Annotated in this window: 11 protein-coding genes; 4 read left to right on the top strand and 7 right to left on the bottom strand. The window is 67.6% G+C overall.

Translation table 11 applies throughout. The annotated features are described in order from the left end of the window. Positions 1-45: 45 nt before the first annotated feature. Positions 46-204, top strand: coding sequence for a histidinol dehydrogenase (locus ACNKFW_RS05475; RefSeq protein ID WP_244314533.1), 159 nt, complete (start codon positions 46-48; stop codon positions 202-204). Positions 205-312: 108 nt separating this feature from the next. Here the strand turns inward: ACNKFW_RS05475 and ACNKFW_RS05480 are convergent, their stop codons facing one another. Further along, on the bottom strand, positions 313-1,296 hold the full coding sequence (locus ACNKFW_RS05480) for a LacI family DNA-binding transcriptional regulator (RefSeq protein WP_418024065.1): 984 nt from the start codon (positions 1,294-1,296) through the stop codon (positions 313-315). Between the two features lie 163 nt (positions 1,297-1,459). Between ACNKFW_RS05480 and hisD the strand changes: the two genes are divergently transcribed. Further along, positions 1,460-2,770 (top strand): histidinol dehydrogenase, encoded by a 1,311-nt coding sequence (hisD, locus tag ACNKFW_RS05485; RefSeq protein ID WP_024844666.1) that lies wholly within the window; start codon positions 1,460-1,462, stop codon positions 2,768-2,770. Between the two features lie 743 nt (positions 2,771-3,513). Here the strand turns inward: hisD and ACNKFW_RS05490 are convergent. The 5 genes from ACNKFW_RS05490 to thrS all read right to left on the bottom strand — a co-directional run bounded on the left by ACNKFW_RS05490 (position 3,514) and on the right by thrS (position 10,669). After that, positions 3,514-5,778 carry an adenosylcobalamin-dependent ribonucleoside-diphosphate reductase gene (locus ACNKFW_RS05490; RefSeq protein ID WP_147427816.1) on the bottom strand — a complete coding sequence of 755 codons (2,265 nt, stop codon included), beginning with the start codon at positions 5,776-5,778 and terminating at the stop codon, positions 3,514-3,516. Positions 5,779-5,931: 153 nt separating this feature from the next. Then, a complete protein-coding gene (locus tag ACNKFW_RS05495; RefSeq protein WP_024844664.1) occupies positions 5,932-6,591 on the bottom strand; it encodes a DsbA family oxidoreductase in 660 nt (219 codons plus the stop codon). Then, entirely contained in the window at positions 6,588-8,078 is a 1,491-nt protein-coding gene (locus ACNKFW_RS05500; protein WP_147427818.1) for a class I adenylate-forming enzyme family protein, read from the bottom strand. The genes ACNKFW_RS05495 and ACNKFW_RS05500 overlap by 4 nt, the downstream gene beginning before the upstream one ends. 211 nt (positions 8,079-8,289) lie before the next feature. Continuing rightward, positions 8,290-8,496: a cold-shock protein gene (locus tag ACNKFW_RS05505; protein ID WP_011747293.1), complete on the bottom strand. Its 207-nt coding sequence runs from the start codon at positions 8,494-8,496 to the stop codon at positions 8,290-8,292. A 226-nt stretch (positions 8,497-8,722) separates the two neighbouring features. Continuing rightward, on the bottom strand, positions 8,723-10,669 hold the full coding sequence (gene thrS / locus ACNKFW_RS05510) for a threonine--tRNA ligase (RefSeq protein WP_024844662.1): 1,947 nt from the start codon (positions 10,667-10,669) through the stop codon (positions 8,723-8,725). A 166-nt stretch (positions 10,670-10,835) separates the two neighbouring features. Between thrS and ACNKFW_RS05515 the strand changes: the two genes are divergently transcribed. Then, positions 10,836-11,579, top strand: a complete 744-nt coding sequence (locus ACNKFW_RS05515) for an alpha/beta hydrolase (protein ID WP_147427820.1) — start codon at positions 10,836-10,838, stop codon at positions 11,577-11,579. Positions 11,580-11,612: 33 nt separating this feature from the next. Here ACNKFW_RS05515 and phaZ read toward each other — a convergent pair whose 3' ends face one another. Then, complete coding sequence (gene phaZ, locus ACNKFW_RS05520; RefSeq protein WP_051419784.1) at positions 11,613-12,956, bottom strand: polyhydroxyalkanoate depolymerase; 1,344 nt, start codon at positions 12,954-12,956, stop codon at positions 11,613-11,615. A 395-nt stretch (positions 12,957-13,351) separates the two neighbouring features. Between phaZ and phaC the strand changes: the two genes are divergently transcribed. Beyond that, positions 13,352-15,391, top strand: coding sequence for a class I poly(R)-hydroxyalkanoic acid synthase (phaC, locus tag ACNKFW_RS05525; RefSeq protein ID WP_244314532.1), 2,040 nt, complete (start codon positions 13,352-13,354; stop codon positions 15,389-15,391). Positions 15,392-15,433: the final 42 nt, after the last annotated feature.

The following is a 15,433-nucleotide window of genomic DNA, read 5'->3' on the forward strand; positions in this document are numbered from 1 at the left end:
GCCGACCGCATCTTCCGCGTTGGCGGCGCGCAGGCTATCGCGGCCATGGCCTGCGATACCCAAACGGTGCCCGGCGTGGATGGGATCGTCGGCCCCGGCAATGCCTTCGTGAACGAAGCCAGGCGCCAGGTCTTCGGCCCCATCGGTATCGGCCAGCTTGCCGGCCACCGCCGAGATCTTCATCCTGTCGGATGCCGGCGGTGACGCAAAGATGATCGCCGCCGAGGCCGGGTGCCGGCTGGTCCGCGGCTGGACCGGCTGCAAAGGGCCTGACCGGGGAAAGGCCGCGCCATCCCCGCGGCTCCGTCCGGTTCAGGCGCTGTCGCGTTCGATCAGCCGCACCGGCAGGACGCGGATCGTGCCCTCGCTGCCCTGGCCCGAGCGGACCTGTGCGATCAGCTCCAGCGCCTCGGCCACCATCTGCCGCACCGGCTGGCGGATCGTGGTCAGCCGGTAGGCCCCCCATTCCGCCAGCGGGATGTCGTCGAAGCCGATCACCGCCAGATCCTGAGGGATGCGCAAGCCCAGCGAACGGGCCACGTCCAGGGCCGCCAGCGCCATGATGTCGTTTTCGCAGAACAGCGCCTCGGGGCGGTCGGGTGCCTGCAACAGCGACAGCGCCGCCTGCCGGGCGCTGTCATAGGAGAACTCGCCCCGCGCCGAGCAGGCGGGCGCAAGCCCGCGCTGGCCGAGCGCGTCCAGAAAGCCGCGCGCCCGCTCCAGATGGGTCGAGGTCTCGCGCAGGCCGGTGACATGGCCGATGCGCCGGCAGCCGCGGGCCAGCAGGCGCTCGGCCGCCATCCGGCCGCCGCCGTAATTGTCGCAGGTCACCGCCAGCATCCGCGCATCCAGCTGCACGCGGTTGAACAGCACCACCGGCAGGTTCTGCTTGCGGCATTCCCGCACCAGCCGCGACGGCATGGTCGCCGAGGTGACGATGGCCGCGTCCGAGCGATAGTCCAGCACCTGCTGCATCACCAGATCGACCGAGCCGCCGGGCGGCACCGCATGCAGGACCAGCCGGCGGCCCTGCTGGTGCAGGCGCCGTGACAGCTCTTCCAGCACCACCGGATAGAAGGGATTGGTCAGGTCGCCCGCCACCAGGCTGACCGTGCCGGTGGCGATGCGGCTGAGCGTCCGGCCCGAGGGGGTCAGGTAGCCCAGTTCCCCGGCCACGCGCAGGATGCGGGCGCGCTTGTCCTCGGCCAGCGCGCTGTCGCTGCGGAATGCCCGCGACACCGCCGCCAGCGACACGCCCGCGGCATCGGCGACCATCTTGGCGGTGACTTTCGGCATGGCCCTACCTTGCAAAAAATTTCACGGCATTTCTAGCGCGATCGTGCCGAAACCGCGATATGCTTGGCGGTCGTGGATGAAAAATTTTCAGTCATGCGGGTCTTTCTTGTTCCGAATCCGGCCTTCCGGGAACAGTCGGCGCAGGATTTTGGAGGATCACCCGATGGCAATCACCCATCTCAAGCGCGGCAAGCCCGAGGCCGAGAAAAGCCAGGACGACGCCCGCACCCGCGCCGTGGTCGAGGCCACGCTGAAGGATATCGAGACGCGCGGCGACGCCGCCGTCCGCGAGCTGAGCGAGAAATTCGACGGCTATGCGCCCGCCAGCTTCCGCCTGTCGCAGGCCGAGATCGAGGCGCTGATCGCCCAGCTCAGCCCGCGCGAGCTGGAGGATATCCGCTTCGCGCAAGAGCAGGTGCGGAAATTCGCCCAGGCGCAGCGCGACTCGATGCTGGATATCGAGGTCGAGACGCTGCCGGGCGTGATCCTGGGCCACAAGAATATCCCCGTGCAATCCGTGGGCTGCTATGTGCCGGGGGGCAAGTTCCCCATGGTGGCCTCGGCGCATATGTCGGTCGCCACGGCCAGCGTCGCCGGGGTGCCGCGCATCGTCGCCTGCACGCCGCCCTTCAAGGGCAAGCCGAACCCGGCGGTGATCGCGGCCATGCATCTGGGCGGCGCGCATGAAATCCATGTGCTGGGCGGCATCCAGGCCATCGGCGCCATGGCGCTGGGGACCGAGAGCATGGCGCCGGTGCATATGCTGGTCGGGCCCGGCAATGCCTTCGTGGCCGAGGCCAAGCGGCAGCTTTACGGCCGGGTCGGCATCGATCTGTTCGCCGGGCCGACCGAGACCATGGTGATCGCCGACGAGACCGTCGATGCCGAGCTTTGCGCCACCGATCTCTTGGGCCAGGCCGAGCATGGCTATAACAGCCCGGCGGTGCTGGTGACGAATTCGCGCCGCCTGGCCGAGGACACGCTGGCCGAGATCGAGCGCCTGCTGAAGATCCTGCCCACCGCCGAGACCGCCGCCGCCAGCTGGCGCGACTATGGCGAGGTGATCCTGTGCGACAGCCATGACGAGATGCTGGCGGTGGCGAATGATATCGCCTCGGAGCATGTGCAGGTGATGACGGATCGCGACGACTGGTATCTTGAGAAGATGACCTGCTATGGCGCGCTGTTCCTGGGGCCGCGCACCAATGTCGCCAATGGCGACAAGGTCATCGGCACCAACCACACCCTGCCGACCAGGAAGGCGGGACGCTATACCGGCGGGTTGTGGGTCGGCAAGTTCCTCAAGACCCATAGCTACCAGCGCATCACCACCGATGCGGCGGCGGCCGGGATCGGCGCCTATTGCTCGCGGCTATGCATGCTCGAGGGCTTTGTCGGCCATGCCGAGCAGGCCAATATCCGCGTCCGGCGCTATGGCGGCACGGATGTCGCCTATGGGACGGCGGTGGAATGATCGCGGCAAGCTTCGAGCCGGCCGGCAAGCGCTGGCCTCGGCCGGGGCGGCGGTGACGCTTTGCGCCCGCTCGGCCGAGGATCTCGACGCGGTGATCGGGCTGGACCCGCGCTGCGGTCTTTGCCGTGCAGGCGGTGGTGCGCGGCGTGAAATAGCGCGATGCCGGCCGGCCTGCCGCGCCAGGCCAGCCCCGCCGGCTTGCCCCGTGTCCCGGCTGATGCGCGAAAGCCGGTCGCGGTTCTTGCGCATGAGGAGGGCGACAAGGGTTTCCGACAGGAAGCCGACCGTGGCAACGGCGAGGATGGCGGCGGCGAAGCCGAACCGGTCGGCGATCCGCCCGGCGAACAAGGCGCCGATGGCATGGCCGAGGTCGCGCCAGAACCGATAGACGCTGAGCGGTCGCGCCCGCCCTGTCGGATGCGAGGCGTCGGAAACGGTGGCGCTGTCCCGGAGAGAGTGGAAACGACTGAGAGCCGGGCGGACGGGGGCGTTGCCTAACCGCCAGCCCCAGAGGACATGTTGCGACCATCTTCGGCGATGGCTGCTTCGTCAACGGGGGCTGGGCCGTATCAGCGATGCCTGAAACGGCGGCAGGAGCCGTAGGCAGGTTATTCAGTATTGATTTGATTTTAAATGGGAAATCCAAACTTGGATTTCCCGGGAGTCATTTTGTGCTTGCAGGAAGGGTCAAGAATACCTGGCAAGGGGTATTTTATGCATGGCCGCACAGTGTGCCGCACCGGTCAGCCGCATTTCGAATGGCCGCAGGAGGGGCAGGTCATGCAGCCCTCGATCATGCGCATGCCGTATTGGCCGCAGGCCGGGCAGGCCGGGCCGCGCGGGCGTTCGCCCACCGCCATGACCTCGGCCTGGGGGTCGGATTTCAGCGCCATGCCCTCACCGGCCAGGAAGCCGGTGGCGATCATGTGCCGCTCGATCACCCCGCCGATGGCGGCGAGGATCGAGGGCACGTAGCGCCCCTCGATCCAGGCGCCGCCGCGCGGGTCGAAGACCGCCTTCAACTCCTCGACCACGAAACTCACGTCGCCGCCGCGCCGGAACACGGCCGAGATCATCCGCGTCAGCGCCACCGTCCAGGCGAAATGCTCCATGTTCTTCGAGTTGATGAACACCTCGAACGGCCGGCGATGCCCGCCCTGCACGATGTCGTTGATGGTGATGTAGATTGCGTGCTCGCTGCCGGGGAATTTCAGCTTGTAGGTCGCGCCCTCCAGCGCCGCCGGCCGGTCCAAGGGCTCGGTCAGATAGACCACGTCGGCGCCCTTGTCGGCCTGCGGCGCCTCCTCGGCCTTTTCGCTGACCGACAGGACCGAGCCGGTGACGTCGTTCGGGCGATAGGTGGTGCAGCCCTTGCAACCCTTGTCCCAGGCGGCCAGGTAGACGTCCTTGAAATCCTCGAAGGAAATGTCCTCGGGGCAGTTGATGGTCTTGGAGATCGAACTATCCACCCATTCCTGCGCCGCCGCCTGCATGGCGACATGGTCCAGCGGCGCCAGGGTCTGGGCATTGACGAAATAGTCGGGCAGGGGCGCGTCGCCATGAAGGTCGCGCCACATCTGCACGGCATAGTCCACGACCTCTTCCTCGGTGCGCGAGCCGTCCTTTTGCAGCACCTTGCGGCTATAGGCATAGGCGAAGACCGGCTCGATCCCCGAGCTGACATTGCCGGCGTAAAGGCTGATCGTCCCGGTCGGCGCGATGGAGGTCAGCAGCGCGTTGCGGATGCCGTGCTGCTTGACCGCCTCGCGCAGATCCGCATCCATCCGGCGCATGAAGCCCGAGGCCAGGTATTTCTTGGCGTCGAACAGCGGGAAGGCGCCCTTTTCGCGGGCCAGATCCACCGAGGCCAGATAGGCCGAGCGCGCGATGGCCTTCATCCAAGCCCGCGTCTGCTCGACCGCATCCGCCGCGCCATAGCGCAGGCCCAGCATCAGCAGCGCATCGGCAAGCCCGGTGACGCCCAGCCCGATGCGGCGCTTGGCCTGCGCCTCGGCCGCCTGCTGCGGCAGCGGGAATTTCGAGGCATCGACCACGTTGTCCATCATCCGCACCGCGGTGCGGACCAGCTCGTCCAGCGCCTCGGGGTTCAGGCGCGCATCGGCGGTAAAGGGCGCCTCGACCAGCCGGGCCAGGTTGACCGAGCCCAGGAGGCAGGCGCCATAGGGCGGCAGGGGCTGTTCGCCGCAGGGGTTCGTCGCCGCGATGGTCTCGGCATAGTTCAGATTGTTCTGCTGGTTGATGCGGTCGATGAAGATCACGCCCGGCTCGGCATAGTCATAGGTCGCGCGCATGATGCGGTTCCACAGGTCGCGCGCCCGCACGGTGTGATAGATCTTGCCGTCGAATTGCAGATCCCATGGGCCGTCGGCCTTGACCGCCTGCATGAAGGCATCGGTGACCAGCACCGACAGGTTGAACATGCGCAGCCGGGCGCTGTCCTGCTTGGCCTCGATGAAGGCTTCGATGTCGGGATGGTCGCAGCGCATCGTCGCCATCATCGCGCCGCGGCGACTGCCCGCCGACATGATGGTGCGGCACATGGCGTCCCAGACATCCATGAAGCTGAGCGGCCCCGAGGCATCGGCGGCCACGCCCTTCACCTCGGCGCCGCGCGGGCGGATGGTGCTGAAGTCATAGCCGATGCCGCCGCCCTGCTGCATGGTCAGCGCGGCTTCCTTGAGCATGTCGAAGATGCCGCCCATGCTGTCGGGAATGGTGCCCATGACGAAGCAGTTGAACAGCGTCACCTCGCGCCCGGTGCCGGCGCCGGCCAGGATGCGGCCGGCGGGCAGGAATTTGAAATCCTCGAGCGCGGCATAGAAGCGGTCCTCCCACAGCGCCGGCTCCTTCTCGACGCGGGCAAGGTCGCGGGCGACGCGGCGCCAGCTATCCTCGACCGACAGGTCGATCGGCTGGCCGGCGCCATCCTTGAGCCGATATTTCATGTCCCAGATCTGTTCGGCGATAGGGGCAGAGAATCGGCTCATGGCGGGTGTCCTTGGTTCGTGGTCGGAAATTGGCGAGCGGGTCTTATACAGCCGCGCGCGCCCGGTTCCAGTCGGAAAGGGTGAGAGAATGAAATATAGACGAAACCGGCGCCGATTTCCAGATATTGCGGCGGCTGTGCGTATCTGCGCAACCTATTGGTGCTGCGTGCCCGCCAACTCGTCGATCACCCGCAGCCACAGATCGGCGGGCTGGGCGCCTGTCACCACATGGGCATCGGCGACGATGAAGGTCGGGACCGAGTTCACGCCGCGCTGCCTTGCATGGAACTCGCGCGTCTGCACCGTATCGGCATCGGCATCCGACGCGAGCAGCCGGTGGATCATCGCCCCCTCCATCCCCGCGCCTTCGCCGATCGCCGCCAGCACGTCCGGGTTCGAGATGTTCCTGCCCTCGCGCCAATGCGCCCGCATCAGTGCCGCCATGACCGGGGTCTGCACCCCTTCCAGCGCGGCCCAATGCAGCAGGCGGTGGGCGTCGAGCGTGTTCGGCACCCGCTCGATCAGCGAGGGATTGATCCACAGGCCCAGCCGCTCGCTGGCCTCCATCACCGGCTTCATGGCGGCGATGATGCCCTTCTCGTCGGTAAATTTCATCTTCATGTAGGCGACGTAATCCATTCCCGCCCGCGGCATCTGCGGGTCGAGGCGAAAGGGCTGCCAGGTGATCGCAAAGGGATGGTCGGGGCGGCTTTCCAGCGCCCGGTCCAGTTCGGCCTTGCCGATCAGGCACCAGGGGCAGACGGGGTCGGCGAAGATGTCGAGGCGGACTTGGCCGGGAAGGGGTTCGGTCATGGCTGGTCCTTGCTATGGGTGTCGTGCCGTGTGCGCGAATGGAGGTCGCGCAGGGCGCGGCGGTTGATCTTGCCCGTCGGCGTGCGGGGCAGGGCGGGCAGGTGGATGTATTCGCGCGGCTGCTTGTAGCGCGCAAGGCCGCTGCTGGCGGCTTCGCGCAGACGCGCCTCGTCGGCGGGACCGGTCCAGAAGGCGGCGATGATGCTGGAGCCGGGGCCGACCGGCAATTCCGCCGCGGCAACCTCGCCGATGCCGGAGACCTGGGCCAGCGCGTCCTCGACCTCGCCCGGCGCGACGCGAAAGCCGCCGGCATTCATCATGTCGTCGTCCCGGCCCAGGATGCGGATCGCGCCATCGGGCGCGACTTCGGCCAGGTCGCCGGTCAGGAACCAGTCGCCGCGGAAACGGACGGCGGTCTCCTCGGGCTGGTCGAGATAGCCCAGAAACAGGCCGGGATCCGAGCGGTGGACGGCCAGGATGCCGGTGGCGCCGGGCGGGGCTTCGGCGCCGCTGTCGTCCAGGATGGCGATGCGGCGGCCGGGCTGGGGAAAACCGGCCGTGCCCTCTGGCGCGGGGCGCGTGGGGCTGCCGGACAGGAAGGTCGAGCATTCCGACATGCCCATGGCCTCGTGCAGGTCGGTGCCGGTGCGCGCCTGCCAGGCGCGGCGCAGGCCGGGATCGAGCCTTTCGCCGGCGGTCAGCCCGTGGCGCAGCCCGGCCCAGGGCTTCCAGTCGGCGCGCAGCATGCGGCGAAAGACGCCGGGCGCCGCGGCAAGGATGGTGGCGCCGTGGCGGCTGGCGATCAGCGGGATCTGTTCGGGTGCGACGCCCTGGGCCGGGATCAGCGCCGTGGCGCCGAGGGTCCAGGGATCCATGAGCCCGGTGCCGAGGGTGAAGGTCCAGTTGAAGGCGCCGGCATGCAGCAGCCGGTCCTGCGCGGTCAGCCCGTACCAGCCCTGGAACATCATCCGGCGGGCGAGGATGGCGCGATGCGCGTGGCAGACGGCGCGCGGCTGGCCGGAGGTGCCCGAGGTGAAGACGATATAGGCCAGGTCGCCGGGATCGCGTTGCGCGAAGCCGGCCGGCGGCAGGGCGGCGAAATCGGCAAGCCTCGCCGCGGGCAGCACCGGCGCCGGGTGGTCGGGCAGGGTGAGGTCCGGGGCGGCGATCACCATGGCCGGCCGGATCGCGGCGGCGATGCGGGTGATCTCGGGCGCGGTCAGCATGGGCGAGGTCGGGACCGGGACGATGCCGGCGGCGATGGCGCCGAGATAGGTCACGGGAAAGCCAGGATCGTTGCCCAGCCGCATCAGCAGCCGGTCGCCGGGGACGAGGCCGGATTGCAGCAGGCCGGTGGCGGTGCCCAGCACCGCCTGGCGCAGCCGGGCATGCGACCAGCGGTCGGCGCGGCTGAGGCCCAGCACCGACATGGCCAGCCTGTCCGGCGTAGCCAGCCCCGCGCTGAGCACATGTTCGGCCAGGTTCATCCCGTCGCCCCTTCTTTCCGTCCCGGGCCTGGGGATAGAGGCTGGCGGCGCGCATGGGAAGGGGGCTTTGCCCCCGCGCCTCGCCTGCCCCCGCTGGGCCAGGCAAGGCGCTCCCCCAGGATATTTGGACAAGAAAGAAGCCGGGAGAGGCAAATGAAAACGGCCGGCGCCATGCGGGCCGGCCGTTTCCGAAATTCCGGGTGTCGCCGAATCAGAGCAGCTTCAGATCCGAGGCCGAGCTGCGGCCGTCGCGGCCCGATTGCAGTTCGTAGGCGATCTTCTGGTTGTCGTTCAGGCCGGTCAGGCCGGCGCGTTCGACCGCCGAGATATGGACGAACACGTCCTTGCCGCCGTCATCGGGCGCGATGAAGCCATAGCCTTTGGTGGCGTTGAACCATTTTACGGTGCCGGTAGCCATTATACCGTCTCTCCTTCAAGTCATCCTGGGGCGAGATTGCGCCCAGGCCGTGCAGCCCTTTCCCGTCAAGTCCGGCTGCCCCGTGAAGGGAGGCGGTAGAAAGTCGTGCTCACGCGGACGAGAGGATGAACGATTCGCCAAAAAACGCAAGCACGAATGCGCCGCGCAAGGTGACGTAGGGTCATCTTGCGCGTTCGCATCGGCAAATTGTCGCCAAGCCGGGTGTTCAGCGCAGATCCGGCGGGGTGGCCTCGGCCCGCAGCGCGGCGATGGCCGCTTCGAGCCCCTGGCTTTCGCTGCCCTGGCGGTCGAGGCGGCGGATCGAGACGCTGCGCTCCTCGACCTCCTTCAGGCCCACGGCCATGATGACCGGCACCTTGCCGACTGAATGCTCGCGCACCTTGTAGTTGATCTTTTCGTTGCGGGTGTCGGCCTCGGCCCGCAGCCCGGCATCGCGTAGCGCGGCCACCACCTGATGCACGTAATCGTCGGCGCCCGAGACGATCGAGGCGACCACCACCTGGCGCGGCGCGAGCCAGAGCGGCAGCTTGCCCGAATAGTTCTCGATCAGGATGCCGATGAAGCGTTCGAAGCTGCCCAGCACGGCGCGGTGCAGCATGACCGGCATGTGCTTCATGCCGTCCTCGCCGACATATTCCGCCTCGAGCCGCTGCGGCAGGTTGAAGTCGCATTGGAAGGTGCCGCATTGCCATTCGCGGCCGATGGCGTCGGTCAGCTTGAAGTCGAGCTTCGGCCCGTAGAAGGCGCCGTCGCCGGGATTGACCTCATAGGGCAGGCCGAGATGCTCGATGGCGCCTTTCAGCGCCGCCTCGGCCTTGTCCCAGATCTCGTCGGAACCGACGCGGACCTCGGGGCGGGTCGAGAGCTTGATGTCGAATTTCCCGAAGCCGAGATCCTGGTAGACCGAGGACAGCAGTTCGATGAAGCCGGCGCATTCCGCCTCGATCTGGTCCTCGGTGCAGAAGATATGCGCATCGTCCTGGACGAAGCCGCGCACCCGCATCAGCCCGTGCATCGCGCCCGAGGGCTCGTAGCGGTGGCAGGAGCCGAATTCGGCCAGCCGCAGCGGCAGGTCGCGATAGCTCTTCAGGCCCTGGTTGTAGACCTGGACATGGCAGGGGCAGTTCATCGGCTTGAGCGCGTTGATGCGCTTTTCGCGAGCCCCCTCCTCGTCCACCTCGACGATGAACATGTTCTCGCGATAGGCTTCCCAATGGCCGGATTTCTCCCACAGGATGCGGTCCACGACCTGGGGCGTCTTGATTTCCTTGTAATCGGCGCGGATCAGCCGGCGGCGCATATAGGCCTCCAGCTCGCGATAGATCGACCAGCCGTTCGGGTGCCAGAACACCATGCCCGGCGCTTCCTCCTGGAAATGGAAGAGTTCCATTTCCTTGCCCAGCTTGCGGTGGTCGCGCTTGGCGGCCTCCTCCAGCATGGTCAGATGCGCCTTGAGGTCGTCGCGGTTCTTGAAGGCCACGCCGTAGATGCGCTGCAGCATCGGCCGCGAGGCGTCGCCCAGCCAATAGGCGCCGGCGACATGCGTCAGCTTGAAGGCGTCGGCCGGCACCTGGCCGGTATGCTGCAGATGCGGGCCGCGGCACAGATCCTGCCAGTCGCCGTGCCAGTACATGCGGATCGGCTCGCCCTCGGGGATGCGGTCGAGGAGTTCGATCTTGAAGGGCTCGCCCTGCGCCTCGTAATGGGCGCGCGCCCGGGCGCGGTCCCAGACCTCGGTGCGCACCGGATCGCGGGCGGCGATGATCTGCTTCATGCGCGCCTCGATGGCGCCCAGGTCTTCGGGGGTGAAGGGCTCGGCGCGGTCGAAATCGTAAAACCAGCCTTGGTCGCGCACCGGGCCGATGGTGACCTTCACGTCCGGCCACAGCTCCTGCACGGCGCGGGCCATGATATGGGCGAGGTCGTGGCGGATCAGCTCCAGCGCCGGCTCGCTGTCCTTCATGGTGTTGATGGCGATCTTGCCGCTGGCCGTGATCGGCCATTGCAGGTCGATATGGCGGCCGTCGAGACTGGCCGAGATGGCGTTCTTGGCCAGGCTGGGGGCGATGGAGGCCGCGACCTCGGCCGCAGTGATGCCGGCGGGATAGTCGCGCGCATTGCCATCGGGAAAGGTCAGGGAGATCTGGGACATGGAGTCCTCCTCGTCGGTTTGGCGCCCACGGAACGCCCGGCTGCGGGTATGTGGCGCGGGTGTGGCGCGATTGCCGGGCGTTGTCAATGCGGCTAGGTGTGCAAGGGGGCTTTGCGCCCCCGTCGCGTTCCGCGACTCCCCCGCAGGGTATTTGGGAAACGGAGAAATGACGCAATTCATGGAAGGGCCGCAGGGGCGACGCATCGCCTATGAGCGGATCGAGGGGCAGGGGCCCGGCATAGTGTTCCTGGGCGGGTTCCGCTCGGACATGCAGGGCACCAAGGCGCTGTGGCTGGAGGATTGGGCGCGCGCGCAGGGGCGGGCCTTCCTGCGCTTCGACTATTCGGGCCATGGCGAATCCTCGGGCGCTTTCGAGGAGGGCTGCATCGGCGACTGGTTTTCCGATGCCATGGCAGCGATCCGCGGGCTGACCGAGGGGCGGCAGGTGCTGGTCGGCTCGTCCATGGGCGGCTGGATCAGCCTCTTGCTGGCACGCACCATGCCCGAGCGGCTGGCCGGGCTGGTCACGGTGGCGGCGGCGCCGGATTTCACCGAGCGCGGCTATTGGGCCGGGTTTTCACCGGCCGAGCGCGCGGCGCTGCAGGAGCGGGGCCGGGTCGAGCAGCCCAGCGACTATGGCGAGCCCTATGTCATCACCCGCCGGCTGATCGAGGACGGGCGCGACCATCTGGTGCTGGACCAGCCCCTGCCGCTGCCCTTTCCGGCGCGCTTCCTGCAGGGCACCGCGGATGCCGATGTGCCGATGGCCTGGGCGCTGGACCTGCTGGACCATGCCCGCGGCGAGGACATGCGGCTGACGCTGGTGAAGGGGGCGGATCACCGCTTTTCGACGCCCGATTGCCTGGCGCTGATCGGCGCGGCAGTCGAGGAGGTGCTGGCGCGGGGGTGAGAGGGGCGCGGCCGGTTGGCCGCGCCGGGTTTCCTAGACCGCGATCTTGGAGTCGTGTTCGGACAGGTTGGCGAGGCCGCAATCGACCGGGACCGGGCCGCCGCGGCGGCGCTTGCGCTGGCCGGCGGGCTGCACCTGCTCGTCGATGAAATCCAGCACCAGCGGACGGATGTTCAACCGCCAGCTTTTCCCGGCGAAGATGCCGTAATGGCCGGCACCGGGTTCCAGGTGCTGGGTCTTGCGGTTCGCGGGCACGCCGGTGCAAAGCGCCAGCGCCGCCACGCATTGGCCCGGCGCCGAGATGTCGTCATTGGCGCCCTCGACCGTCATCACCGCGACATCGGTGATCTTGCCCAGATCGACCGGCCTGCCGTTCACGGTGAAGCGGTTCTGCGCGATCTCGCGTTCCTTGAAGATGCGCTCGACCGTGGAGAGGTAGAATTCGGCTGTCATGTCCATGACGGCGAGATATTCGTCGTAGAAGGTGTTGTGCTTGTCGCCTTCGGAACCCTGGCCGCGCGCCTCGGCGAAGATCTTGTCGAGGAAGGCCTTGGCATGGGTTTCGGCATTCATGGCGATGAAGGAGGAAAGCTGCGCGAGGCCCGGATAGACCATGCGCCCGGCGCCGCGATACTTGAAGCCGACCTGCTGGATCATCAGGTAGTCGAGCTCGCCCATGGTGATGCGGTTGCCGAAATCGGTCACCTCGGTCGCCGCCGCGTCGGGGTCGATCGGGCCGCCGATCAGGATCAGCGAGCGCGGCTGGGCCTTGGGGTCTTCCTCGGCCAGGAGCGCGGTTGCGGCAAGCGCCAGCGGCGCGGGCTGGCAGACGGCGATGACATTGGTGTCGGGGCCGAGATGGCGGATGAAATCGACCAGGTATTGCGTGTAATCGTCGATGTCGAACTTGCCGCAGCTGACCGGGATGTCGCGGGCATTGTGCCAATCCGTCACATAGACTTCGCAATCGGGCAGCAGGGACGTGACCGTGGTGCGCAGGAGCGTGGCGTAATGGCCCGACATGGGCGCCACCAGCAGAACCTTGCGCGCCAGCGGCGCGCGGCGGGCGACGCGGAAATGCACCAGGTCGCCGAAGGGGCGCTCAATCACCGGCTCGACATAGACGACATGGTCCTGGCCGTCCTCGGAGACGACGGGCGGGATTTCCCAGTCCGGCTTGATGACCATGCGCGCGAAGCTGCGCTCGGTCACCCGGCCCCAGGCCGACATCAGCTTGAACAGCGGATTGGGCAGCAGCGCGAAGGCCGGGTAGGAGGCCAGGGCCCGCGCGCTGGCGCCCATCCATTCATTGGTGTTGCGGATCGTCTCCATCGCATCATAGGAGATGATCCCTCTCAAACCCTTGTACGTCGTCATTGCAACCTTCTCCCATGAACCCGCCGGATTCGGCCTTGCCGGGGAAGGACACGGCTTTACCTGCGTATTGTGCTGGGCATAATGATTTTACGGTTCAGGGAGGATTGTCAATTATGGCGGGCAAGGACGAAAAACCGGAAGCTGCGGGCGCGGCCGAAGCCGGGGGCAAACCACGCAGGGGCCGCGGGGCAGGGGCCAAGGGCCGCGCCGGGGCCGCGAAACAGGAGCCGAAGCCTGCCGATTCGGAAAAGCCGGCGCGACCGCGGCGCGAAAAGGCCGCGGCAAAGACCCCGCCCGAGCCCGTGCCGGAGCCCGCGGCGCCTGCCAGGTCCAAGGCGGCCGCGGCCTCCGATCCCGCCAAGCCTGCCGCCAAGGCCGGCACACGCAAGCCCGCGTTGCGCGGGCGGGGGGCCGGTCGCAGCGATCCGCGCCCCGGTCCGCGCCGCAAGCCCTCGGGCAAGGCCGCCGCGAAGGCGCAGGCCGAGACCGCCTCGCTCAGTATGGCCGACGAGGCGCTGCGTCCGCTGGGCGCCGTCGGACCGGGCGGCGGCGTGCCGCCCATGGCCGCGCCCCGCGCCCAGGCTGCCGCCCCGGCGGGGACCGGCCAGTCTGCCGGACTCGCTGCCGAGCCGCATCCGAGCCCGACCACCGCCGCCTTCGTCGAGGCGGCCTTCGGTCCCGGCAGCCGCCTGCCCGAGCAGCTGGCCCAGAACATCGAGCGCATCGAATCGCTGACCCAGCGCCTGATCAGCGCGCTGGCGCAGCGCCGTCCCTCGAATCCCGGCGTCGAGATGCCGGGCCCCGACCTTTTCGCCACCGCGACCTCGGCCTGGATCAAGCTTCTGGCCGAGCAGCCCGAGCGGGTGATCGGCCAGCAGGTCAGCTATTGGGGCGAAACCTTGCGCCATTTCGCCGAGGCCCAGGCCGCCTTTGCCCGCGGCACGCTGACGCCGCCGCCCAGCGAAGGGCCGCGGGACCGGCGCTTTGCCAACCCGCTGTGGGAGGCGCATCCCTTCTTCAACTTCATCAAGCGGCAATACCAGATCAACGCCCAGGCCCTGCAGGAGGCGGCCAGCGCGCTGGACCTGCCCGAGATGACCGACCGGCGCCGGATCGAATGGTTCACCCGCCAGATGATCGACATGATGGCGCCGACGAATTTCCTGGCCACCAATCCCGACGCGCTGGAAAAGGCGCTGGAGACCGAGGGCGAAAGCCTGGTCAGGGGCCTTGAGAACCTGGTGCGCGACGTCGAGCAGAACAGCGGCGAGCTGATCGTGTCGCTGGCCGACCGCGATGCCTTCCGCGTGGGCGAGAACATCGGCACCACCGAGGGCACGGTGGTCGCGCGCACCAAGCTTTACGAGCTGATCCAGTACAAGCCCACCACCGCGCAGGTGCATGAGATCCCGCTGGTGATCTTTCCGCCCTGGATCAACAAATTCTACATCCTCGACCTCAAGCCGCAGAACAGCCTGATCAAATGGATCGTGGACCAGGGCCATACGCTGTTCGTGGTGGCCTGGAAGAACCCCGACCCCAGCTATGGCGACACCGGCATGGACGATTACGTCAGCGCCTATCTGGAGGTGATGGACCGGGTTCTGGATCTGACCGACCAGAAAAAGCTGAATGCGGTGGGCTATTGCATCGCCGGCACCACCCTGGCGCTGACCCTGTCGCTGCTGAAGCAGCGCGGCGACGACCGGGTGAACGCGGCCACCTTCTTCACCGCGCTGACCGATTTCGCCGACCAGGGCGAGTTCACTGCCTATCTGCAGGAGGATTTCGTCTCAGGCATCGAGGAGGAGGCGGCGCGGACCGGCATCCTGGGCGCGCAGCTGATGACGCGCACCTTCAGCTTCCTGCGCGCCAACGACCTGGTCTGGGGGCCGGCGATCCGCAGCTACATGCTGGGCGAGACGCCGCCGGCCTTCGACCTGCTGTTCTGGAACGGCGACGGCACCAACCTGCCCGGGCGCATGGCCGTGGAATACCTGCGCGGCCTGTGCCAGCAGAACCGCTTCGTCAAGGAGGGGTTCGATCTGATGGGCCACCGCCTGCATGTCGGCGACGTGACCGTGCCGCTTTGCGCCATCGCCTGCGAGACCGACCATATCGCGCCCTGGAAGGACAGCTGGCGCGGCATCGCGCAGATGGGTTCCAGGGACAAGACCTTCATCCTGTCCGAATCGGGCCATATCGCCGGCATCGTCAACCCGCCTAGCAAGAAGAAATACGGCCATTATACCTCGGACGCCGGTTTCGGTCAGGGCGAGCAGCACTGGCTGGACAAGGCCAGCCATCACGAGGGCAGCTGGTGGGGCCGCTGGGGCGAATGGCTGGCCCGGCGGGCGGGGGGCATGGTCGATGCCCGCGACCCGGGCGAGGGCTTCGGCCCTGCGCCGGGCCTTTACGTCCACGAGCGGGCGTAAAATTTTTCTGCACCGCAGCAAGAAAACCTTGCAATGCTGCGG

This window comes from Paracoccus sp. TD-10 (assembly GCF_048270675.1).
GTDB lineage: Bacteria > Pseudomonadota > Alphaproteobacteria > Rhodobacterales > Rhodobacteraceae > Paracoccus > Paracoccus pantotrophus.

Coding starts and splice junctions, on each gene's coding strand:
- ACNKFW_RS05475 (WP_244314533.1), top strand. CDS start 46: ATGGCCTGCGATACCCAAACGGTGCCCGGCGTGGATGGGATCGTCGGC.
- ACNKFW_RS05480 (WP_418024065.1), bottom strand. CDS start 1,296: ATGCCGAAAGTCACCGCCAAGATGGTCGCCGATGCCGCGGGCGTGTCG.
- hisD (WP_024844666.1), top strand. CDS start 1,460: ATGGCAATCACCCATCTCAAGCGCGGCAAGCCCGAGGCCGAGAAAAGC.
- ACNKFW_RS05490 (WP_147427816.1), bottom strand. CDS start 5,778: ATGAGCCGATTCTCTGCCCCTATCGCCGAACAGATCTGGGACATGAAA.
- ACNKFW_RS05495 (WP_024844664.1), bottom strand. CDS start 6,591: ATGACCGAACCCCTTCCCGGCCAAGTCCGCCTCGACATCTTCGCCGAC.
- ACNKFW_RS05500 (WP_147427818.1), bottom strand. CDS start 8,078: ATGAACCTGGCCGAACATGTGCTCAGCGCGGGGCTGGCTACGCCGGAC.
- ACNKFW_RS05505 (WP_011747293.1), bottom strand. CDS start 8,496: ATGGCTACCGGCACCGTAAAATGGTTCAACGCCACCAAAGGCTATGGC.
- thrS (WP_024844662.1), bottom strand. CDS start 10,669: ATGTCCCAGATCTCCCTGACCTTTCCCGATGGCAATGCGCGCGACTAT.
- ACNKFW_RS05515 (WP_147427820.1), top strand. CDS start 10,836: ATGACGCAATTCATGGAAGGGCCGCAGGGGCGACGCATCGCCTATGAG.
- phaZ (WP_051419784.1), bottom strand. CDS start 12,956: ATGACGACGTACAAGGGTTTGAGAGGGATCATCTCCTATGATGCGATG.